This window comes from Pseudomonas sp. MWU15-20650, assembly GCF_023242475.1.
Classification (GTDB): Bacteria; Pseudomonadota; Gammaproteobacteria; order Pseudomonadales; family Pseudomonadaceae; genus Aquipseudomonas.
Window position 1 is genome coordinate 1 of the sequence record NZ_JALJFG010000055.1, and the last position, 21,926, is coordinate 21,926.

General features: G+C 61.4%; 17 protein-coding genes. 11 read left to right on the forward strand and 6 right to left on the reverse strand.

The annotated features are described in order from the left end of the window. Positions 1 to 37: 37 nt before the first annotated feature. A complete protein-coding gene (locus M5B43_RS26325) occupies positions 38 to 1,000 on the reverse strand; it encodes a zinc-binding dehydrogenase (protein ID WP_248752808.1) in 963 nt (320 codons plus the stop codon). A 138-nt stretch (positions 1,001 to 1,138) separates the two neighbouring features. On the opposite strand from M5B43_RS26325, the gene M5B43_RS26330 reads away from it, so the two are divergent. After that, the gene (locus tag M5B43_RS26330) at positions 1,139 to 3,217 is read left to right on the forward strand and encodes a carboxy terminal-processing peptidase (RefSeq protein ID WP_248752809.1); all 2,079 of its coding nucleotides are present in this window, start codon (positions 1,139 to 1,141) and stop codon (positions 3,215 to 3,217) included. A 118-nt stretch (positions 3,218 to 3,335) separates the two neighbouring features. Next, a complete protein-coding gene (locus M5B43_RS26335; RefSeq protein WP_248752810.1) occupies positions 3,336 to 5,099 on the forward strand; it encodes a bifunctional diguanylate cyclase/phosphodiesterase in 1,764 nt (587 codons plus the stop codon). On the opposite strand, the gene M5B43_RS26340 is transcribed toward M5B43_RS26335, so the two are convergent. From M5B43_RS26340 to M5B43_RS26355, 4 genes are all read right to left on the reverse strand, one after another. Further along, on the reverse strand, positions 5,096 to 5,467 hold the full coding sequence (locus M5B43_RS26340) for a hypothetical protein (RefSeq protein WP_005786715.1): 372 nt from the start codon (positions 5,465 to 5,467) through the stop codon (positions 5,096 to 5,098). The two genes, M5B43_RS26335 and M5B43_RS26340, sit on opposite strands and share 4 nt — an antisense overlap. Beyond that, positions 5,464 to 5,802: a helix-turn-helix transcriptional regulator gene (locus M5B43_RS26345; RefSeq protein WP_248752811.1), complete on the reverse strand. Its 339-nt coding sequence runs from the start codon at positions 5,800 to 5,802 to the stop codon at positions 5,464 to 5,466. Before M5B43_RS26345 ends, M5B43_RS26340 begins: the two co-directional genes overlap by 4 nt. Positions 5,803 to 5,907: 105 nt before the next feature. Continuing rightward, positions 5,908 to 6,354, reverse strand: coding sequence for a YkvA family protein (locus M5B43_RS26350; protein WP_248752812.1), 447 nt, complete (start codon positions 6,352 to 6,354; stop codon positions 5,908 to 5,910). Positions 6,355 to 6,767: 413 nt separating this feature from the next. Beyond that, positions 6,768 to 7,508, reverse strand: a complete 741-nt coding sequence (locus M5B43_RS26355) for an FKBP-type peptidyl-prolyl cis-trans isomerase (RefSeq protein WP_106580563.1) — start codon at positions 7,506 to 7,508, stop codon at positions 6,768 to 6,770. A 247-nt stretch (positions 7,509 to 7,755) separates the two neighbouring features. On the opposite strand from M5B43_RS26355, the gene M5B43_RS26360 reads away from it, so the two are divergent. The 8 genes from M5B43_RS26360 (at position 7,756) to M5B43_RS26395 (ending at position 19,350) form a co-directional block, all read left to right on the forward strand. Next, entirely contained in the window at positions 7,756 to 9,567 is a 1,812-nt protein-coding gene (locus M5B43_RS26360) for a di-heme-cytochrome C peroxidase (RefSeq protein ID WP_248752813.1), read from the forward strand. A gap of 29 nt (positions 9,568 to 9,596) precedes the next feature. Further along, the gene (locus tag M5B43_RS26365; protein WP_248752821.1) at positions 9,597 to 10,727 is read left to right on the forward strand and encodes a catalase family protein; all 1,131 of its coding nucleotides are present in this window, start codon (positions 9,597 to 9,599) and stop codon (positions 10,725 to 10,727) included. Positions 10,728 to 11,297: 570 nt separating this feature from the next. Then, positions 11,298 to 11,396 carry a K(+)-transporting ATPase subunit F gene (kdpF, locus tag M5B43_RS26370; protein ID WP_074851717.1) on the forward strand — a complete coding sequence of 33 codons (99 nt, stop codon included), beginning with the start codon at positions 11,298 to 11,300 and terminating at the stop codon, positions 11,394 to 11,396. A 107-nt stretch (positions 11,397 to 11,503) separates the two neighbouring features. Continuing rightward, a complete protein-coding gene (kdpA, locus tag M5B43_RS26375; protein ID WP_248752814.1) occupies positions 11,504 to 13,210 on the forward strand; it encodes a potassium-transporting ATPase subunit KdpA in 1,707 nt (568 codons plus the stop codon). Positions 13,211 to 13,220: 10 nt separating this feature from the next. Further along, complete coding sequence (gene kdpC / locus M5B43_RS26380; protein ID WP_248752815.1) at positions 13,221 to 13,868, forward strand: K(+)-transporting ATPase subunit C; 648 nt, start codon at positions 13,221 to 13,223, stop codon at positions 13,866 to 13,868. Between the two features lie 11 nt (positions 13,869 to 13,879). Continuing rightward, complete coding sequence (gene kdpB / locus M5B43_RS26385; protein ID WP_248752816.1) at positions 13,880 to 15,949, forward strand: potassium-transporting ATPase subunit KdpB; 2,070 nt, start codon at positions 13,880 to 13,882, stop codon at positions 15,947 to 15,949. 60 nt (positions 15,950 to 16,009) lie between these two features. Beyond that, entirely contained in the window at positions 16,010 to 18,661 is a 2,652-nt protein-coding gene (locus M5B43_RS26390) for a sensor histidine kinase KdpD (protein ID WP_248752817.1), read from the forward strand. After that, positions 18,658 to 19,350, forward strand: a complete 693-nt coding sequence (locus M5B43_RS26395) for a response regulator (protein WP_248752818.1) — start codon at positions 18,658 to 18,660, stop codon at positions 19,348 to 19,350. Before M5B43_RS26390 ends, M5B43_RS26395 begins: the two co-directional genes overlap by 4 nt. Here M5B43_RS26395 and M5B43_RS26400 read toward each other — a convergent pair. Next, positions 19,310 to 20,233 (reverse strand): LysR substrate-binding domain-containing protein, encoded by a 924-nt coding sequence (locus tag M5B43_RS26400; RefSeq protein WP_248752819.1) that lies wholly within the window; start codon positions 20,231 to 20,233, stop codon positions 19,310 to 19,312. The genes M5B43_RS26395 and M5B43_RS26400 overlap by 41 nt on opposite strands. Positions 20,234 to 20,337: 104 nt before the next feature. Here M5B43_RS26400 and M5B43_RS26405 point away from each other — a divergent pair, with 104 nt between their 5' ends. After that, on the forward strand, positions 20,338 to 21,855 hold the full coding sequence (locus M5B43_RS26405) for an MFS transporter (protein ID WP_248752820.1): 1,518 nt from the start codon (positions 20,338 to 20,340) through the stop codon (positions 21,853 to 21,855). Positions 21,856 to 21,926 lie beyond the last annotated feature (71 nt).

Genomic DNA, 21,926 nt, shown 5'->3' on the forward strand with positions numbered 1-21,926 from the left:
AAGCCCCCTCCCACATTGGCTGCATTTCAATTCAAGATCAGACCAGAGCTTCGTCAATCACCAACACCAGCTTCCCGGCGATCTGGTTGCTCGCCAGCTCGGCAAACGCCGCCTCGGCCTCCTTGATCGGGAAGGTCTTGGCCAGTTGCGGGCTCAAGCGGCCCTCGGCAAACAGCGGCCAAACGTGCTGGCTCAAATCGCTGAACAGGTCTGCCTTGAACTGATCATCGCGGCTGCGCAAGGTCGAGCCCAACAACTGAACACGCTTGCCCAGCACCTGTGCCAGGTCGAGCTGCGCCTCGCGCCCACCCATCAAGCCGATCAGCACCCAGCGTCCGTCCAGGGCCAGCAGCTTGAGGTCCAGCGCCGCATAGTTGCCGCCGACCGGGTCGAGGATCACATCGAACGGCCCAAAGTCACGCAGCCCTTCGATGCCGTCCGTACGTACCACCCCGCCCTGGGCACCCAATGCCTGGCAGTACGCCAGACGCTGCGCCGAACCCACGCTGACCCAGCACGGACTGCCGAACGCCTTGCACAGCTGGATCGCCGCCGACCCCACGCCACTGGCGCCGGCGTGCAGCAATACTTTCTCTCCGGGCTTGAGGCCCGCCAACTGGAACAGATTCAACCACGCAGTGCTGTAGACCTCAGGTATTGCAGCCGCCTCAACCAGCGACAGACTTTCCGGCACCGGCAGTACGTGACGAGCATCCACCACCACTTCCTCAGCCATGCCGCCACCGGCCAGCAACGCACAGACACGATCACCCACCTGCCAGGCCACACCGGCGCCGACTTCGCCGATCACCCCGGAGCACTCAAGACCGAGCACCTGGCTGGCCCCCGGCGGCGGCGGATAGAGCCCTGCGCGTTGTAATAAATCGGCGCGATTAAGGCCCGCAGCCGCCACACGAATGCGAACTTGACCTACATCGCATGTAGGACTGGGCTCTTCCAACCACTCCACATGACCTTCAACGCCTTGCAATGCTTTCACAGTGCCTCCATAGTGAGTCTGGACTGAGCCCGTAGCTATCGCGTCGGGCTTTTTGCATTATGCGACCGGCCCATATGGAACCGGCGACTTCAAAGACGGCCTAATATGCGTTATCAATTGCCCCCGCGTCGAATCAGCATGAAGCATTTGTTCCCCAGCACCGCCCTCGCTTTTTTCATTGGTCTCGGCTTCGCGTCGATGTCGACCAATACGTTCGCAGCCAATAGCTGGGACAACCTTCAGCCTGATCGCGATGAGGTGATTGCCAGCCTCAACGTCGTCGAGTTGCTCAAGCGCCATCACTACAGCAAGCCGCCGCTGGACGACGCTCGCTCGGTGATCATCTACGACAGCTACCTCAAGCTGCTGGACCCGTCGCGCAGCTACTTCCTGGCCAGCGATATCGCTGAGTTCGACAAGTGGAAAACGCAGTTCGACGATTTCCTCAAGAGCGGCGACCTGCAACCCGGCTTCACCATCTACAAGCGCTACCTGGACCGCGTCAAAGCGCGTCTGGACTTCGCCCTGGGTGAGTTGAACAAGGGTGTCGACAAGCTCGACTTCACCCAGAAGGAAACCCTTCTGGTGGACCGCAAGGACGCCCCTTGGCTGACCAGCACCGCTGCGCTCGACGACCTGTGGCGCAAACGCGTCAAGGACGAAGTGCTGCGCTTGAAGATCGCCGGCAAAGAGCCCAAGGCCATTCAAGAGCTGTTGACCAAGCGCTACAAGAATCAGCTGGCACGCCTGGACCAGACCCGTGCCGAAGATATCTTCCAGGCTTACATCAACACCTTCGCGATGTCCTACGACCCGCATACCAATTATCTGTCGCCAGATAACGCGGAAAATTTCGATATCAACATGAGTCTGTCGCTGGAAGGCATCGGTGCCGTCCTGCAAAGCGACAATGACCAGGTCAAGATCGTGCGCCTGGTGCCGGCAGGTCCGGCAGACAAGACCAAGCAAGTGGCACCTGCCGACAAGATCATCGGCGTCGCCCAGGGCGACAAAGAGATGGTCGATGTGGTCGGCTGGCGCCTGGACGAAGTGGTCAAGCTGATCCGTGGGCCGAAAGGCAGCCTGGTGCGCCTGGAAGTGATTCCGCACACCAATGCACCGAACGACCAGACCAGCAAGATCGTGTCCATCACCCGTGAAGCGGTGAAGCTCGAAGACCAGGCTGTGCAGAAGAAAATCCTCAACCTCAAGCAGGATGGCAAGGATTACAAGCTGGGCGTGATTGAAATCCCGGCCTTCTACCTGGACTTCAAGGCGTTCCGCGCTGGCGACCCGGACTACAAGAGCACCACCCGCGACGTTAAGAAGATCCTGACAGAACTGCAGAAAGACAAAGTCGACGGCGTGGTCATCGACCTGCGCAACAACGGCGGCGGCTCCCTGCAGGAAGCCACTGAGCTGACCAGCCTGTTCATCGACAAGGGTCCGACCGTGTTGGTGCGCAACGCTGACGGTCGTGTCGACGTCCTGGAAGACGAGAACCCGGGCGCATTCTACAAAGGCCCGATGGCGCTGCTGGTCAACCGCCTCTCGGCGTCAGCCTCGGAGATTTTCGCCGGTGCCATGCAGGACTATCACCGCGCGCTGATCATAGGCGGCCAGACCTTCGGCAAAGGCACCGTGCAGACCATCCAGCCGCTGAACCATGGCGAGCTGAAGCTGACCATTGCCAAGTTCTACCGGGTTTCCGGCCAGAGCACCCAGCATCAAGGCGTACTGCCAGACGTCGATTTCCCGTCGATCATCGACACCAAGGAAATCGGCGAAAGCGCGCTGCCTGAGGCGATGCCGTGGGACACCATTCGCCCTGCGATCAAGCCAGCTTCCGATCCGTTCAAGCCGTTCCTGGCGCAGTTGAAGGCCGACCATGACACCCGCTCCGCCAAGGATGCCGAGTTCGTGTTTATCCGCGACAAACTGGCCCTGGCCAAGAAGCTGATGGAAGAAAAAACCGTCAGCCTCAACGAAGCCGATCGCCGTGCGCAGCACACCGACATCGAGAATCAGCAGCTTGTGCTGGAAAACGCCCGCCGCAAGGCCAAGGGCGAAGACCCGCTCAAAGAGCTGAAGAAAGAAGATGAAGATGCACTGCCGGAGACTGAAAAAACCAAGCCGGAAGATGACGCCTACCTCTCCGAGACCGGCCGTGTGCTGCTCGACTACCTGAAAATCAGCAAGCAGGTGGCCAAGCAGTAAGTGATGGCAATTTAATGTGAACTCTCTTCGGAGTGTCATCATATAGACATCATTCTGTCGTGAAATACAGGACCGCAGGCGCTCAGCCTGCGGTCCTTTTTTTTCGATCGAGATCGCCATGACCATGACCGAACAGCTGAATGCATTGGGCTCAATCCTGGCTCAAGGCAGTTTGCACAGCCTGTTCCAACCGATCATTTGCCTGTCCGAACGCAGAGTCCTCGGCTACGAAGCCCTCAGCCGTGGCCCGTCCAACAGCCCGCTGCACTCCCCCGTCGCGCTGTTCTCCGTGGCCCGCCATGCCGGGCGCCTCAGCGAGCTGGAAATCGCCTGCCGCGAGAGCGCGTGCCGACGCTTCAGCGCACAAAAACTACCGGGCAAGCTGTTTCTCAATATCTCGCCGGAATCCTTGATGGAGACGGCACATCAACCGGGGCGCACGCTGCAGCTGCTGCGCGACTTCGGCATTCCACCCAGCCAAGTGGTGATCGAGCTCACCGAGCAGACGCCGACCGATGATTTCGCGCTGTTGCAAACCGCCTTGCATCATTACCGCGACATGGGCTTTGCCATCGCCCTCGATGACTTGGGCGCAGGGTATTCCAGCCTACGGCTGTGGTCGGAGCTACGTCCGGATTACGTGAAGATAGACCGGCACTTTATCGACGGCATTCACCAGGACGCACTCAAGCGCGAATTTGTCGGCTCGATCCTGCAGATCGCCAAGGCGTCCCGCGCCCAAGTGATTGCCGAGGGCATCGAACTGCCGGAAGAGTTGGCGGTATTGACGGAAATGGGCATCGACCTGGTCCAGGGCTATCTACTCTGCCGCCCTCAGGAACACCCACCGCAGGAAGCACGCCTGATGCTGCCCAAGCCTGAGAACGCCACTGTTGCCCTCAGTGAAGAAGGCAGTGATCTCAGCGCGCTACTCAATGAACAGCCGGCCGTGGATCAAGACATTGCGACCGCCCAAGTGCTGGAGTCCTTCCGCCGCCAGGCCAACCTCAACTCGCTGGCGGTGCTGGACAGGCGCGGCCATCCCGTCGGCATTGTGCACCGGCACTCGTTGTCGGACGCTCTGCTCAAGCCGTTTGCCACCGACTTGTTTGCGCGCAAACCCATCAGCCGCCTGATGAGCGATGACTTCCTGGCGGTGGAGCTGAGCCAGTCGTTGCAACAAGTCAGCCGCTTGCTCACCAGCCGCGCGCGGCAACGGATCGAAGAAGACTTCATCATCACCCTGAATGGCGACTACCTGGGGCTGGGCCGGGTGATCGATGTACTCAAGCTGATCACCGAACTGAAGATCCAGCAGGCACGCTACGCCAATCCGCTGACCTTGCTGCCCGGTAACGTACCGATCCAGCAATGCCTGACACGGTTACTGCAGCAACAACGCGAATCAGTGATCTGCTACGTGGATATCGACAGCTTCAAGCCGTTCAACGATATCTATGGCTACGGGCGCGGGGATGAAGTGTTGTTGTGCCTGGCCCAGTGCTTGAACGACCGGGTCGACCCAAGCCGCGACTTCGTCGGACACATCGGCGGCGATGACTTTTTGCTGGTGCTGGGCCCGCAGGATTGGCGCAAGCGTCTCAACCAGTTGCTGGATGACTTCCATACCCAATGCCGGCGCTTCTACCGTGCCGAACACCTCGATGCCGGCTGTTTTGTCGCACTGAACCGCCAGGGTGTGCGCCAGGAGTTCGCGTTACTGTCATTGTCCATCGGCGTGGTGCATTTGTATCCACAAGCCTGTGGACAACTCGATGCCAGCCAATTGGCCGAACTGGCTTCACAGGCCAAGCACCATGCCAAGGACGTGGCCGGCTACAGCATCCATGTGATCGACAGCATGGATAGCCTGCCCGCCTAAGCTTCGGCAGACTCCGGGTACTCGTACTCGAACACTCGCACCACTTCCGACGCGTGCCAGGATGCAGCAGCCACGCCATCGGAAGGCCCGCTGAAACGCCCCAGGCGCTCCACACACTCGAAGAAACCGGTGCGCGGCAGGCGGCTGGCTCCTTGGCTGATCACCAGGGAGCTACGCAACGGCTGCTCGGCCTTGGCGTCCAACGCCGCCAGGTGTTCCAGGGCGGCGGCCAGGGTTTGCATGGCCGGCGTGGGAAATTGCAGGCGCTCCAGCAGCGCGCGATAAGTCAGCAGATGGCGCTGGCGACGCGCCTGGTCCAGTTCGTTGAGTAACCCATCCCAGTGTTGACGACTGATACGTAGGCTCAAGATTCTTCCCTCCAACCTGCAACGCCCAATTCCCAGGCCAGGCTGCGGCGGATAGCGGCATCCGGCTGGCGCTCACCACTTTCAATCAATCCAAGATACGAAGGGCTGATACCCACAGTGCGGGCCAAGGCTTCGATGGCCAGCCCCTTGGCTTCACGCAGGCCACGCAGGGCTGCAAGCGGGTGCAGATCGCGGTCGGCGGCAATAGGTGCGGCAGGAGAAGAAGCGACTCGGGGTTGCTGCTGACCGGCGGCTTTTAACAGCGCCTGGTACTGGTCCCACGGCAACACCGCGTATTCGGGTGCGCCATCCCGTGTAATGATCTGAATATCCATGACTGCCCCGTAGGATAACAACACTTACTAAGTAAGTTCTTTCCTTAGAAGTGTAATCCTAACAGCCACAAAGGTCGCAGGGGGATATAAGCGTCATCCGTTTTTTTACCGGTGTTCCTGAGCCAGCAGCGCAGGCGTCGCCGGGAGACGCTCTACCACCGCCAGCTTTTCCGGGCTCTGCGCCTCGCGCCAGGCACGAAAGGCGCTCAGTTCGCCGCCCAGGGACTTCATGACCCATGCCAGTACGGCGATGTCATCGAGCATGCCCAATACCGGGATAAAATCCGGGATCGCATCAATCGGGCTGAGGAAGTACATCAGCCCCGCTACCACCGAAATCAACGCCTTGGGGCTGATCGCCCGGTATTCGCCACGCCAATAGGCCAGGCACAGCGCCTGAAGCAACTTGAGATCATCCTTGAGCTTACCCAAGCGGTTGCCCTGGCTTGAGCCTTTGGCCGCCACGGCAAACAACAGTGCCGGTAAACGCCCACGGCCAAGCAAACGAGCGGCCATGGGCAGAAAGCGGGTGAAATTGAAGGGTGGTTTCATGTGTCACTCCAGTTCCAGGCGACAGAAAAGGTTATCCACACAAATTGTGGATAACCTTGTGAACAGAGCCTTTTTTATCCTCTGAAAGCCACGTTCTACAAGGCTTCCAGTCAGATCGGGCGTTTTTTGCCCACATAAAAAAAACCCAATATTTCATTGACTTGGTACTGATGTGCGGCTACCCGTGCCCGGGTCTTTTCTCAGACTCTGCCCGGCGCCGTGGGTTCTATCGGATTTTACTGTAGGAGTAAGCCATCTGTGGCGAGGGCGCTTGCTCCCGCTGACGGCGCAGCCGTCTCCGGCTTTTTTGGGAGGCTTCGCCCCCAGTGCATGCAAGCTTGCTCGCCCCGATCACTGCCCCCCTGAAACAACAACGCCCCGTCGAGACGGGGCGTTGTATGTTCAAGCGCCGATTACTTCTTGGCGGCAGGTGCAGCCGGTGCGTCAGGGGCTTCAGCCTTGGCTGGGTCCTTGATGGCCAGCAGCTCCAGGTCGAACACCAGTACGGAGTTGGCCGGGATTGCCGGGCTCGGGCTCTGGGCACCGTAGGCCAGGTCGGACGGGATGTACAACTCGACCTTCTCGCCCACGTGCATCAGTTGCAGACCTTCGACCCAACCCGGGATCACGCCGCTGACCGGCAGGTCAATCGGGCTACCGCGATCCACGGAGCTGTCGAAGGTGGTGCCGTTGGTGAGCTTGCCGGTGTAGTGAACAGTCACGACATCGGTCGGCTTAGGCTGGGCGCCATCGGCCTTCTTCACGATCTTGTACTGCAGACCGGAAGCGGTGGTGACTACGCCGTCTTTCTTGGCGTTTTCTTCGAGGAATTTCTTGCCGGCGGCTGCCGACTCTTCGCTCATTTTGGTCATGCGTTCTTCAGCGCGCTTCTGCAGTGCGGCAAACGCTTCAACCAGCTCGTCGTCTTTGAGCTTCTGTTCTTTCTTGCCAACGGCATCTTCGATGCCTTGGGCTACCGCTTTGGAGTCCAGGTCATCCATGCCTTCTTGAGCAAGGCTCTTGCCCATGTTCAGGCCGATGCCGTAGGAAGCTTTCTGCGCCGGGGTTTTCAGCTCTACGCTGGTCTGCGAATCACAACCCGCAAGTACCAGGCTAACCAGGGCCACCGCCGCCGCCAACCGATGCTGTTTCATGCTATTTCCTTGTTCATGCGCCAAAAGGGCATTCGAATAAAGTCGCGAGCTTATCAGGCGGCCACGACCAATGGCTACCGGCATGTGAGCAGGAAACTTCTGATAAGTTCACGTGTTTAAAAGCATTTTCATTCATTATGGAGTCCCGCGAAGGATCACGGGACTGCCTACAACCAACCGACTGGCCACTTGCCGCCCCTGTGGCGTAGTGGCATAACAACGCGACAACTCGACAAGGATAGTTATCTTGCGCATTTTTTCCCGTGTTTTACTCCTGATAGTCACCCTGCTGGGCCTGATCCTGGCCGTGGTGCTCTATTACACCCTCAACCCCAAGCTGCCGGACTATGTTCCTGTAGAGCAGGTGCACTACCAGGATCAATGGAGTGCCGCCGACCGCCAGACCTACTACTTCACGCCCCAGGGCACCCAAGTGAAGGGGCTGCATTACGACTGGTTCACCGCCCTGGAGTTGCCGTTTTCCGAGCAACGCTTTGCCACGCCAGAGTACCTGGCGCGCTTTGGCTTCCTGGTCGACCCCAAACAAGTGCCTACGGCACAGAACCCCGGCAACCTGCCCGTGGGCTTCGCCCGCCACCAGAACGCCGACAGCAAGGTTCAGTACCTGGACATCACCTGCGCGGCCTGCCACACCGGTGAGTTGCATTTCAAAGGCCAGGCCCTGCGCATCGATGGCGGCTCAGCCCAGCATGTACTGCCCTCCAGCGTGCCCACCTTGCGCGGCGGCAGTTTCGGCCAGGCCCTGGTCGCCAGCCTGGCTGCCACGTATTACAACCCCTGGAAATTCGAGCGCTTCGCCCGCGAGGTGCTCGGCTTCGATTACGACGAGCACAACAAGCAAAGCCTGCGCCAGGCTTTCAAACAGTCGCTGGACCAGTTCCTTAAAGTGGCCTGGAACGACACCCATCGCGGCCTCTACCCCACCGAAGAAGGCCCGGGCCGCACCGACGCGTTTGGCCGCATCGCCAACGCCAGCTTTGGCGACGCCATTTCCCCAGACAATTATCGCGTGGCCAACGCGCCCGTGGACTACCCACACCTGTGGGACATCTGGACCTTCGACTGGGTGCAGTGGAATGGCTCCGCCCAGCAGCCCATGGCGCGCAATATCGGTGAAGCCCTGGGCGTCGGCGCGACCTTGAACTTCTTCGACCCTGCCGGCCAGCCACTCCAGGGTGACGCCCGCTACCCGTCCAGCGTTCGGGTACGCGACCTGAACCTGATCGAAGAAACTCTGCAACGCCTGAAGCCGCCCACCTGGCCCGAAGATCTGTTCGGCGCCATCGATAAACCCCTCGCCGCCCAGGGCCGCACACTGTTCGCCGAAAACTGCGCCGGTTGCCACGTACCCGCCGTGCGCCAGGAGAATGGCCGCCCGGTGCAACAGCTGAAAATGCTTCCCGTGGAGTACATCGGCACCGACCCGGGTGCCGCCAGCAATATCGCCGATCAGCGCTACGACCTCAGCGCACTGCAATGGGACCCGGCCGAACTGGCCAAGCTCAATGTCCAGCTACACCCCGCGCCGACGGCACCGTTGGACCTGCACAAAATGTCCGTGGCCCAGGGCCTGGCCTACGTCACCGCCTTCGTCGAAGAGCACGCCTACCGTGCGGCCGGCGTGACCCCGGCCGAGCGCCCGGGCCTGGACGGGTTTGGCCTGCCCATCGGCGTACGCGAACTGCGTGCCTACAAGGCGCGCCCACTGACGGGCATCTGGGCGACCCCGCCGTTCCTGCACAACGGTTCGGTGCCGACGATCTATCAACTGCTCTCGCCCCAGGACGAACGCAGCACCACCTTCTATAAAGGCACCTTCGCCTACGACCCGCGCCACCTGGGCTTCGAGACGGGCGCATTCAAGAACGCCTTCCTGTTCGATACCAAGATCACCGGCAACCACAACAGCGGCCACGAATTCCGTGCCGGCCAACGCGGCAATGGCGTCATCGGCCGTGGCTTGCTGCCACAAGAGCGCTGGGCGCTGCTGGAATACCTCAAAGTGCTGGGCGGCCCGCTGGAGCAACAATTGCCATGATGACCCCATCGTATAACCAACGACCTTCGATGCTCGCGCGGCTCTGGCTGCGCCTCGGCGTTTTCCTGGGCAAAACCCTGCTGTGGCTGGTGAGCCTGGGCGTGCTGGGGTGGCTGGCGGCCACCGCCTGGTTCGCCTGGCACCACAGCGGCCCGGTGTCGCCGGATGAGCAGATCCCACCCGGTGAAGCGGCCATGACGCAAGGCATTATTCAAACGGCGGTGCGTATCGTCGACCAGCACCGTGAAGGCACGCGTTACCTGCGTGATGCCCACGCCAAGGCACATGGTTGTGTGAAGGCCGAAGTCAGCGTGCCGGCAGACCTCGACCCCGCCTTGCGCCAGGGCGTGTTCGCCGAACCGGGCAAGACCTGGCAGGCGCTGATGCGGCTGTCCAATGGCAATGCCTACCCGCAATTCGACAGCATCCGTGATGCCCGTGGCATGGCGATCAAGCTGCTGGATGTTCCAGGCAAACAGCTGATGGCCGACCAGCAAGCCCGCACCGAGCAGGATTTCGTGATGTTCAGTCATCCGAATTTCTTCGTCAGTGACGTGGCGGAGTACGCGCAGAACATTGGTGCTCAAGCAGACGGCAAGAAGGTCCTGGCGTTTTTCCCCAAGGCCGACCCGCGCAGTTGGCAAGTGCGCCACCTGTTTATTGCCCTCGCCACCCTGGCGCCCGCACCGGCCAGCCCGACGCAAACCACCTACTTCTCAGTGTCGCCCTACAAGTTTGGCACGGCCAACGCCAAGTTCCGCGTCGCACCCGACCCGCAAAGCTGCCCGGAGTACGTCCTGCCCAAACAGAACCAGGACCTGCCGAACTTTCTGCGCAGCGCGCTCAACCAACAACTGTCCAGCGACCGTGTGCCGGCTTGTTTCGTGCTGCAGATTCAGCGGCAGAACGCGCAGAAGTTCATGCCCATCGAAGACACCAGCATCGAATGGAAAGAAAGCGACGCACCGTATGAAACCGTGGCCAAGGTGAGGATCCCTGCACAGGACTTCGACACCCCTGCGCTGAACCTGGCCTGTGATAACCAATCGTTCAACCCCTGGTTCGGGCTGGAAGCGCATCGACCGATCGGCGGCATCAACCGCTTGCGTAAAGCGGTGTATGAGGCCGTCAGCGACTACCGACATAGCCGTAACCTGTAAGGCGTGGGAGGGGGTTTGCTGGCGATGGGAGTCGATCAGGCAGATCATCTGTACCTGATCCACCGCCCTCGGGAGCAAGCCCCCTCCCACATTTGAACAGAGCCCATGTCAGCGGTGTATCTACCGGTTTTGCGTAAAGAAAGCGTATAGATCGCCCATTCGCCATAACGATTATGTCGTCTCTATTGAGCAACTAAGCCTGCACGCTCTACCGTCACTTCCTACCCCCCAAAACCCGTAGGAAGTCATCGTGGAAAGTTCAACTTTAGGCATGGTCGTCCTGTCAATGATTGCGCTCTTCGGCACCGCCGCGTTTTGCTTCGAGCACCTCGCCACTCGCGGCGAGAAGAAAAAGAAAGCCAAATAAGCTGATCGCTGAAATCAGCAGAACCCCAGACTTTCAAGGGATACCCCGGCAACGGGCTATCCCTTGTTTTCGTTCGCCCGCGCCAACGCCGTCTATATGCCGTCTTAATACCGCCCCGTGCAATCAGTGCCCGAGCTTGATACGCCAACCCTTAACCTCCCCGCGTCCGCAGTGGCGGCTTATTTATTCAGGGGAGTTACACCGTGCTCACACTTACGTTCATTTATATCGCCAGCGGCTTATGTGCCGTCGGGCTCTTCGCTTACTTGGGCTATGCCCTTATTCGCGCCGAAAAATTCTAGGGAACCTGCCATGTACGACGTGATGTTTATGGGCCTCGCCTTGGTGTTTTTTGTTGCGACTGCCCTGGCCATTGTCGCCCTGGGCAAGATTTGAACGGAGCCACGACATGTTAAGCACTTTGCTGGAATTTACGCTGGTCCTGGGGTTGATGACGGGACTCGCCGTGCTGATGGGCAAGTGGCTGACCCGGGTGTTCACCGGGAACCGCCATGCGCTGCCTGAACGTTTTACTTATCGCCTGCTGGGCATTAACCCACTGGAGACCATGGGCTGGGCCCGCTACGGTTCAGCGTTGTTGCTGTCGAACGCGGCAATGATGCTGATGGGCTATATCGTCCTGCGTCTGCAGGCAGTAATGCCGATCAACCCCTTGGGCTTGGCTGCACAAACCCCGGACCTGGCGTTCAACACCACCGCGTCCTTTATTACCAACACCAACTGGCAGGCATACTCGGGCGAAACCAGCCTGTCGAACTTCAGCCAGATGGCGGTCATCACCTTTCTGATGTTCGTCGGGGCGACCTCAGGCGTGGTCGCGGCAGCAGGTTTCATTCGGGGCTTGAGCCGTTCAAGCTCGGCCGACATCGGCAACTTCTGGGTCGACTTCACCCGCACGCTGTATCGGGTGATGCTGCCGCTGTGTGTGACCATGGCCCTGGTGTATGTGTGGCAAGGCATGCCCCAGACCTTCGCCTCACAAGCCTTGGCGACGACCCTTGAAGGCGCGCAGCAACCGTTGATCGTCGGCGCGGTCGCCAGCTTTGAGTCGATCAAGCATATCGGCACCAACGGCGGCGGTTTCTTCAGCATGAACGCCGCCCATCCGTTCGAAAACCCAACGCCGCTGACCAACCTCCTGCACATCCTGAGCATGCTGTTGATCCCGTCGGCGCTGACCTACACCTTTGGCAGCCTGCTGGTGCAACGTCGCCAGGGCTGGGTGTTTTTCGGCACCTTCCTGGTGATGTTCATCGGTTTCCTCGCGCTGGTGTATGGCGCCGAACAAACCGGCAACCCACTGCTGACCCAGGCGGGCGCCAACCAGACGCTGTCGATCGAGCAAAGCGGCGGCAATATGGAAGGCAAGGAACTGCGCTTCGGCATTGCCGACAGCAGCTTGTTTATCGCCACCACCACCGCTGCGACCACCGGCTCGGTCAACACCATGCATGACTCACTGACGCCCATGGGCGGCTTCGTGCCCCTGGCGCAGATGATGCTCAACTGTGTGTTCGGCGGCGACGGCGTCGGCTTTATCAACCTGATCCAGTACGCCCTGCTCACGGTGTTCCTGGTGGGCATGATGATCGGCCGCAGCCCGGAGTTCCTCGGCAAGAAAATCGAGGCCCGGGAGATGAAACTGGTGATGCTCTCGGTGCTCGCACACCCCATCAGCATCCTCGGTTTCACCGCCCTCGCCGCCCTGTGGCCAGACACCCTGGCGAGCCTGAACAACCTCGGCCCCCACGGTTTCAGCGAGGTGCTCTACGCCTATACGTCCGGCACCGCCAACAACGGTTCGGCCTTTGCCGGGCTGAATGCCAACACGCCGTTTTTCAACACCACCATTGGCCTGGCGATGTTGATCGGACGCTTTTTCACCCTGCTGCCCATGCTCGCCGTGGCCGGCTCCCTGGCGATGAAAAAGACCGTGCCCGCCGGTGCCGGCACCATCCCCACCGCGACCCCGCTGTTCATGTTGCTGGTGGTGTTCGTGGTGCTGGTGGTCGGTGGCCTGACCTTCCTGCCGGCGCTCGCGCTCGGCCCGCTGGTGGAGCAACTGCAGTTGCTGTCCGGCCAGACGTACAACTAAGGACACGTTGATGATGACCCAATCGATATTCAAAGGGCTGTTGCGCCCGGTGCTGGTTTCGGCGGTGTTTTTCATGCTGCTGACGGGGCTCGCCTACCCAGCGTTTACCACCCTGGCAGCGCAACTGTTGTTCCCGTTCCAGGCCCAGGGCTCACTGATTGAACGCGATGGCCTGGTGATCGGCTCCACGCTGATCGGCCAGGATTTCACCCGGCCTGAATACTTCCATAGCCGCCCAAGCATGACCCTCGGGGCTGACCCGCAAGACCCGAGCAAAAGCATTTCACAGCCTTACAACGCCGGTTCCAGCGGCGCCAGCAACCTGGGCCCGACCAGCCAGAAACTGGTGGAGCAAGTCGCGGCACGCGCCAAAGTCTATCGCCAGGACAACGGCCTGGCCGCCGACGCCCCGGTACCGGTGGACGCGGTCACCGCCTCCGCCTCGGGCCTGGACCCACACATCTCGGTGGCCAACGCTCGGCTGCAACTGGCGCGTGTCGCGCGTTTGCGCCAGATCCCCGAAGGCCAATTGCTGCAATTGCTCAACGACCACACCACCGCCCGCACCCTCGGTTTGTTCGGCGAACCCCGGGTGAATGTGCTGCAACTCAACTTGGCGCTGGATGCACGTCAGCCCTCTATTGCGGTCAGTGAGTAAGAGATTCCTCCATGAAAAATGCTCGTTTACCCCTGTTTGATCGACGCATCGTGCTCACTGCCGGCGTTGATGCGTTGAAGAAACTGCTGCCCCAGGCCCAGTGGAAAAACCCGGTGATGTTCGTGGTGTACCTGGGCAGCATCCTCACCACGCTGCTGTGGTTCCAGTCCCTGGGTGGCCAGGGTGAAGCGCCCAGCGGCTTTATCCTCAGCATCACCTTGTGGCTGTGGTTCACCGTGCTCTTCGCCAATTTTGCCGAAGCCTTGGCCGAAGGCCGTAGCCGCGCCCAGGCCGCGAGCCTGCGCGGCATGAAGCGCCAAACCCTGGCCAAGCTGTTGCAGCAACCGCGACACGGCGCTGCCTGGTTGCCCATGGAAGCCAGCCTGCTGCGCAAGGACAGCGTGGTGTTGATCGAAGCCGGCGACCTGGTGCCGCTGGATGGCGTGGTGATTGAAGGCGTGGCATCGGTGGATGAAAGCGCTATCACCGGTGAATCGGCCCCGGTGATCCGCGAGGCGGGTGGCGACTTTTCGTCGGTCACCGGCGGCACCCGGGTGTTGTCCGACTGGCTGGTGGTGCGCATCAGTGTCAACCCGGGCGAGTCGTTCCTCGACCGCATGATCTCGATGGTCGAGTCGGCCAAGCGCCAGAAAACCCCCAACGAAGTCGCGTTGACGATTCTGCTGGTGGGCCTGACCCTGTTGTTCCTGCTGGTGATCGCGACCCTCAGTCCCTACTCGATCTTCGCCGTGGCCATGAGCGGCAGCGGCAGCGTGATCAGCGCCACGGTGCTGGTGGCGTTGTTGGTGTGCCTGATCCCCACCACCATCGGCGGTCTGCTTTCGGCCATCGGCGTGGCGGGCATGAGCCGGATGATGTCGGCCAATGTCATCGCCACCTCGGGGCGCGCGGTTGAAGCCGCCGGCGATGTCGACGTCTTGCTGCTGGACAAGACCGGCACCATCACCTTGGGCAATCGCCAAGCCAGCAGCTTTCTGCCGGCACCGGGCGTGAAAGAAGCCGACCTGGCCGACGCCGCGCAACTCGCGTCCCTGGCCGATGAAACCCCGGAAGGCCGCAGCATCGTGGTCCTGGCCAAACAGAAATTCGACATCCGCGGCCGGGATATCAACGCCCTGGGCGCCAGCTTTGTGCACTTCACCGCGCAAACCCGCATGAGCGGTGTCGACTTGCCCGAAGGTCGCGCGATTCGCAAGGGTGCGGCGGATGCGATTCGCAGCCATATCGAAGCCTTGGGTGGCAGCTTCCCAGCGGCATTGCAGGCCAAAGTCGATGAAGTCTCACGACGCGGCAGCACCCCGCTGGTGGTGAGTGACGGCGCCAAGGCGCTGGGCGTGGTGGAACTCAAGGACGTGGTCAAGGGCGGTATCAAAGAGCGCTTCGCCGAGCTGCGGCGCATGGGCATCAAGACCGTAATGATCACCGGTGACAACCGCCTCACCGCCGCCGCCATTGCCGTCGAAGCCGGCGTGGATGACTTCCTCGCCGAGGCCCGCCCGGAAGACAAGCTGCAACTGATCCGCGACTACCAGGCCCAAGGCAAGCTCGTGGCCATGACCGGCGACGGCACCAACGACGCACCGGCACTGGCTCAGGCCGATGTGGCGGTGGCGATGAACAGTGGCACCCAGGCCGCCAAGGAGGCCGGCAACATGGTCGACCTCGACAGCAACCCGACCAAGCTGATCGAAGTGGTCGAGGTGGGCAAGCAAATGCTGATGACCCGTGGCGCGCTCACCACCTTCAGCGTGGCCAACGACGTGGCGAAGTACTTCGCAATCATCCCGGCCGCGTTTGTGGCGACCTACCCGCAGCTCGGCGCGTTGAACGTGATGCACCTGAGCAGCCCCAACTCGGCGATTCTCAGTGCGGTGATTTTCAACGCGCTGATCATCGTCGCGTTGATTCCCCTGGCCCTGCGCGGCGTGACCTACCGCGCGATCGGCGCGGCGGCGTTGCTCAACCGCAACCTGTTGATCTATGGCCTGGGCGGGGTGCTGGTGCCGTTTGCAGGGATCAAGTTGATCGACATGCTCCTCAGTGGATTGGGAGTGGTGTAGGCCCGGTAACCCAATGTGGGCGCGCGCGTTCGTGCGCCCATTTTATTCATCAGGAATGACATGCCCGGATTAAACAACGAACGCCCCGACCCCGACGCCCTGCTCGCTCGAATCCAGCAGGAAGAACAAGCCGCCTTGCGCGGCAAATTGCGTATCTACTTCGGGTCCAATGCCGGGGTGGGCAAGACCTGCGCCATGCTCGCGGCGGCGCAACGCGAAGTCGCCCTCGGCCGCGATGTGCTCGCCGGAGTGGTGGAAACCCATGGCCGCGCCGAGACCGCCGAGCGCCTGCATCACCTGGAACAACTGCCCCGCGCCGCCCTGGTGCACCGTGAATTTGCCCTCAGCGAATTCGACCTGGACGCCGCCTTGCGCAGGCACCCAAGCGTAGTGCTGGTAGACGAACTGGCCCACAGCAACGTGCCGGGCTCGCGCCACCCCAAGCGCTGGCAAGACGTCGAAGAATTGCTCAGCGCTGGTATCGACGTGTGGACCACCCTCAACGTCCAGCACCTGGAAAGCCTGAATGACCTGGTCAGCGGAATCATCGGTATTCGCGTGCGCGAAACCGTGCCGGATCATGTGTTCGATAACGCCCACGAAGTGGTGGTGATCGACCTGCCACCCGACGATCTGCTGCAACGCCTCAAGGACGGCAAGGTGTACCTGGGCCCGCAGGCCGAACGCGCGTCGCGGCATTTTTTCCGCAAGGGCAACCTGTTGGCATTGCGTGAACTGGCGTTGCGGCGCACCGCCGACCGCGTCGACACACAGATGCGCGTGTACCGCCGCGAGCGCTCGATCAGCACCCTGTGGCCAGCCCGCGAACGGCTGCTGGTCGGTGTAGCGGGCGATGCCGGCGATGAACGCCTGGTGCGCGAAGCCGCGCGCCTGGCACAAAAGCTCGAAGCCGACTGGATCGTGGTGCATGTGGCAACGCACCAAGGGCGCGGTGCAAAGCGTTACCTGACGGCGATGAAAACCCTCGCGCTGGCCAGCGAGTTTGGCGCAGACACTACGACGCTGTCGGGCATGGACGTGGCCGAAGCCCTCGCCGCCTGCGCTCGCGAGCACAACGCCAATCGCCTGGTACTGGGCCATCATCCGCGCCAGGCGTGGCGCTTCTGGCACCAGTCGGTCAGCGACCGGATCAGCCGGCACCACCCGCAAATCGATCAGATCGTGATTGCCCACGGGCTGCTCCCGGCCAAACCCCAGGCGCTCGAAAAAACCACACCGGCTGCGGGCGCAAAACTGGCCTATGTCTGGGCCAGCCTCGCGTGTTTCGCGGCCAGTGCCGTCGCCGCCCTGCTGCTTCAAGTGTTCGACCTGGCCAACGTGGTCATGCTGTTTTTACTCACCGTGGTGTTGGTGGCCCTGCGTTTTGGACGCGGCCCCGGCGTGTGGGCAGCGATGCTCGCGGTGCTGTGTTTCGACTTCTTTTTCGTGCAACCGCGCTACTCGTTCACCGTCAACGACACCCAGTATTTCTTCACCTTTGCGTTGATGCTCGGCATCGCCCTGATCACCGGGCAACTCACCGCGCGCCTGCGCCATGAAGCGCGCACCGCCGCCGCGCGCGAACGACGCGCGACTTCATTGGCCCGCCTGGCCCGTGACCTGTCGGCGGCGCTGACCGTGGAGCAGATCAGCGAAGTCGCGTTGCGCACCTTCAGCGGCGTCTTCGAAGCGCGGGTCGGCCTGGCGCTGCCGGACGCCGCCGACGGCGTACACCACGTGGGTGCGGGTGGCTTGCCGATCGACGACAGCATCGCCCAATGGACCTATGACCACGGCCGCGCCGCCGGCCACGGCACCGACACATTGTCGGCCGCCAAAGGCTGCTACCTGCCACTTAAAGCCCCCATGCGCGTGCGCGGGGTGTTGGTACTGGAACTGGCGCAAAGCGAACGCCTGAATGACCCGCAGGAACGCCATCTGCTGGAAGCGTGCATGAGTCAGCTGGCAATTGCCCTTGAACGCGTGCACTTCGTGGAAGTGGCACAGAGCACTTTGGTGCAGATGGAGGGTGAGAAAATGCGCAACACTTTGCTCGCCGCCATTTCCCACGACCTGCGCACACCGCTGACCACTCTGATCGGCGCCGCCGACACCGCCCTGCCCCACGCGCCGCCTGGGCCCTTGACCGAGCTGCTGCTGGGCATTCACGAACAAGCCACGTCCATGCAGCGGCTGATCGAAAACCTGCTGGACATGGCCCGCCTGCAAGAACGCGGTGTGCGCCTGAACCGGCAATGGCACTCGCTGGAAGAAATCGTCGGCAGCGCCCTGCGTCAGTTGCGCGAACCGCTGGCGCGTCACCGTGTACACACCCCCTTGGACCCACAGTTACCGCTGGTGGAAATCGATGCGCTGTTGATCGAGCGAGTGCTGGTCAACCTGTTGGACAACGCTGCCAAGTACACGCCGCCGGGCACCACCGTGACGATCACGGCGCGCTGCGTAGCCAGCAACCTGGTGCTGGAAGTCAGTGACAACGGCACCGGCAGCGCGCCGGCCAACCTGTTCGAACCCTTCGCCCGCGGCCAGCAGGAATCCTCAGTCGCCGGCATCGGCCTGGGCCTGGCGCTGGCCAAGCGCATCGTCGAAGCCCATGGCGGACGCATCGACGCCAGCCCCGGCCACACCGGCGGCATGCATTTCATCATCACCTTACCGGCGGGCACCCCGCCGCCCATGGACGCCCTATGAGCACAGCACGCATTCTGATCGTGGAAGACGAGGCCAATATCCGCCGCTTCGTCGGCATCGCCCTGCAAGATGAAGGTTTTCAGGTGTTCGAGGCTGACAGCGTCAAACGCGCCTTGATCCACGCCGCCAGCCGTCAGCCGGACCTGGTAATCGTCGACCTCGGCCTGCCAGACGGTGACGGCAAGCAGTTGATCAGTGAGCTGCGCGGCTGGCTGGCAGTGCCGATTCTGGTGTTGTCGGCACGTGACCGTGAAGAAGAGAAAGTCGCTGCCCTGGACGCCGGTGCCGACGATTACCTGACCAAGCCGTTCGGTGTGCCCGAGTTGCTCGCACGCATCCGCGCCCAACTGCGCCGGCACGGGCAAACCGGCGCCGTCGCGGCGACCAGCAAGGTGGCCTTTGGCGAGATTGAAGCTGACCTGGCGACCCACGAAGTGTGGCGTCAAGGCCAGCCGGTGCACCTCACGCCCATCGAATACCGCCTGCTCTGCGCAATGGTCCGCGGCCAGAGCCGGGTACTGACCCACCGGCAATTATTGCTGGAGGTGTGGGGCCTGGATTACGTAGACCGCGCCCATTACCTGCGGGTGCACATGGCGCATTTGCGGCAGAAACTGGAAAAGGACCCGACGCAACCGCAGCACTTCATTACCGAGTTGCAGGTGGGTTACCGGTTAGTGGGGCTGTAAAAAGATGCTCGGCGACAAAGTCCACGAACACACGGATTTTTGGCGACAGATGGCGGCTGGAAGGCCACAGCGCCCAAAACTGGCCCTGGTCGTCACAATGCCCGTCCAGTACCGTCTCCAACTGCCCGTGGGCCAGCGCCTCCCGGGCGAGGAAGTCCGGCATGTAGGCAATGCCATGGCCATCCATTGCAGCCTTGAGCATGGCTTCCATGTTGTTCAAGGTCAGTGCGGCGGGCAGGTGTAGCTGAGTCATCGCCGGGTTGGCGGTGAGTGTCCACTCCATGATTTTCCCTGTCGTGGCAAACCGATAACGCAGGCACGGGTGTCGCTCAAGATCGGCCAGGGTTTCGGGTCGACCGTTATCGCGCAGGTAATCCGGGGAGGCACAGAGTACAAAGCGAAAAGGCCCGAGCCTGCGGGCCATCAAGGTTGAGTCTGCCAGGCCACCACTGCGAATCACTACGTCGAAGCCTTCTTCGATCACGTCTACCAGGTGATCGTTGAAATCCAGCTCCAGTTCGATCTCCGGGTAGGCTTTTCGGAACGCGGGCAGATGAGGGAAAAGGAAGCGATAGCCGATAGTGGGCAGGCTGACTCGCAGCTTGCCCCGAGGCGCTTGCATGGCGTGGGAAAGCATCGCGCGTGCGTCTTGCAGGTCATCGAGAATTTTCCGACAGCGCTCGTAGAACAATTGGCCTTCGGCGGTGAGCGCGACTTTGCGGGTGCTGCGGTGCAGCAGCCGAACATTCAGAGAAGCCTCCAGTTTGGCGACGTTTTTGCCCACCGCCGAGGCGGAAATCCCCATCACCCGGGCGGCCCCCACAAAACTAAGGGCTTGGGCCGTGTTCACGAAGGCGATCACACCACTGAGGTTGTCGGTCACGCTATTACATCCATTCAGTCCGCTATGACTGGAATGTAAGCCCATTTATCCCCCATTGCATCCTGATTACAGTCCTTATCTTTATGGACCTGCGGGAATGCCCCATGAACACGCTGAACGATGCCCCCTCCCACCCGACTCGATACGCCGTGCTGGCGGCGATTTGCCTGGCGGCCCTGGTGTTGCCCATGAGCTTTACCGGAGGGGCCGTCGCCACGCCCTTTATCGGCCAAACCTTCAATGCCCCGCCTACCCAACTGGCTTGGGTCACCAATGCCTTCATGCTCAGTTTTGGCAGCCTGCTGATGGCGGCCGGCACCCTTGCCGATCTTTATGGGCGCAAACGCTTGTTCTTGTGGGGTATCACGCTGTTTAGCGTGGTTTGCCTGCTTTTGGCGGCGGCGCCTGGCATGCTCTGGCTGGACGTCTTGCGTGGCGTACAGGGCATCGCGGCTGCCATTGCGCTGGCCAGCGGCTGCGCGGCGCTGGCCCAGGAGTTCGACGGCCACGCCAGGACGCGCGCCTTCAGCCTGCTGGGCGCCACCTTCGGCGCGGGCCTGGCCTTTGGCCCAGTGCTGTCGGGGCTGTTGATCGAACAGTGGGGCTGGCGCGCAATTTTTCTCGCCACGGCGCTGCTCGCCGGGCTCTCGCTGCTGTTCGCCGCCCCTACCTTGCGAGAGAGCCGCGACCCACATGCGCTGCGCCTGGATGTGGCTGGGGTCGTGACGTTCTCAGGGATGCTGGTGACCTTGACCAGCGCCCTCATCCTGGCGCCGGAGCACGGTTGGGGCTCCTCACTGATCCAGGCCCTGCTGGTAGCGGCAGCCGTGTTGCTGGCGGTGTTTATCCGTGTCGAACAGCGCGCCAGCCCGCCGATGCTGCAATTGAGCCTGTTCAGGTTTCCTCGCTTCATTGGCGTGCAGTTGCTGCCCATTGGCACGTGTTACTGCTACATCGTCCTGATCGTGTTGTTGCCACTGCGGTTCATTGGCATCGAAGGCGCCAGCGCCTTTGACGCAGGCGTGATGATGCTGGCGCTGTCGACGCCCATGCTGGTGGTGCCGATTATCGCGGCTGCGTTGACGCGCTGGCTGTCAGCCGGCGTGCTTTGTGCCATTGGTTTGCTGATCGCGGCGGCAGGGTTGTATGGGTTGAGCCTGGTCAAGAGCGCCCAACCGGTGCAGGCCGCTATCGCCATGCTGGTCATTGGCGTCGGTACAGGGTTGCCATGGGGTTTGATGGATGGCCTCGCGATCAGCGTGGTGCCAAAAGAACGTGCAGGGATGGCGGCAGGTATTTTCAACACCACTCGGGTCGCCAGTGAAGGGGTGGCGCTGGTCATCACCGTGGCGGTGTTGAGCGCGTTAGTCGCCCATCATCTGAAAGCGAGCACGGTGATGGATGTTTCGGCTCTCGCCCAGCAACTGGTCATGGGCAATACCCGGCAAGCCACTGCGCACGTGCCTCTGGAGTCGCTGCGTAGCGCCTACCTCGCAGGTTTCAATACCTTGCTGCAACTGCTGGCGGGGCTCACGCTGCTGACGGGCGTGGTGGTCTTTGTGTTCCTGGGCCGACGCGATATCACGGTGGTACCCGCGCCTGTCCTTGAGCCGCTGAGCTAAATCGCAGGCAAAAAAAACCCGCTCAATGAGCGGGCTTCTTGTGGCGACCTGGCGTTCAGTGTTCCAGGTTG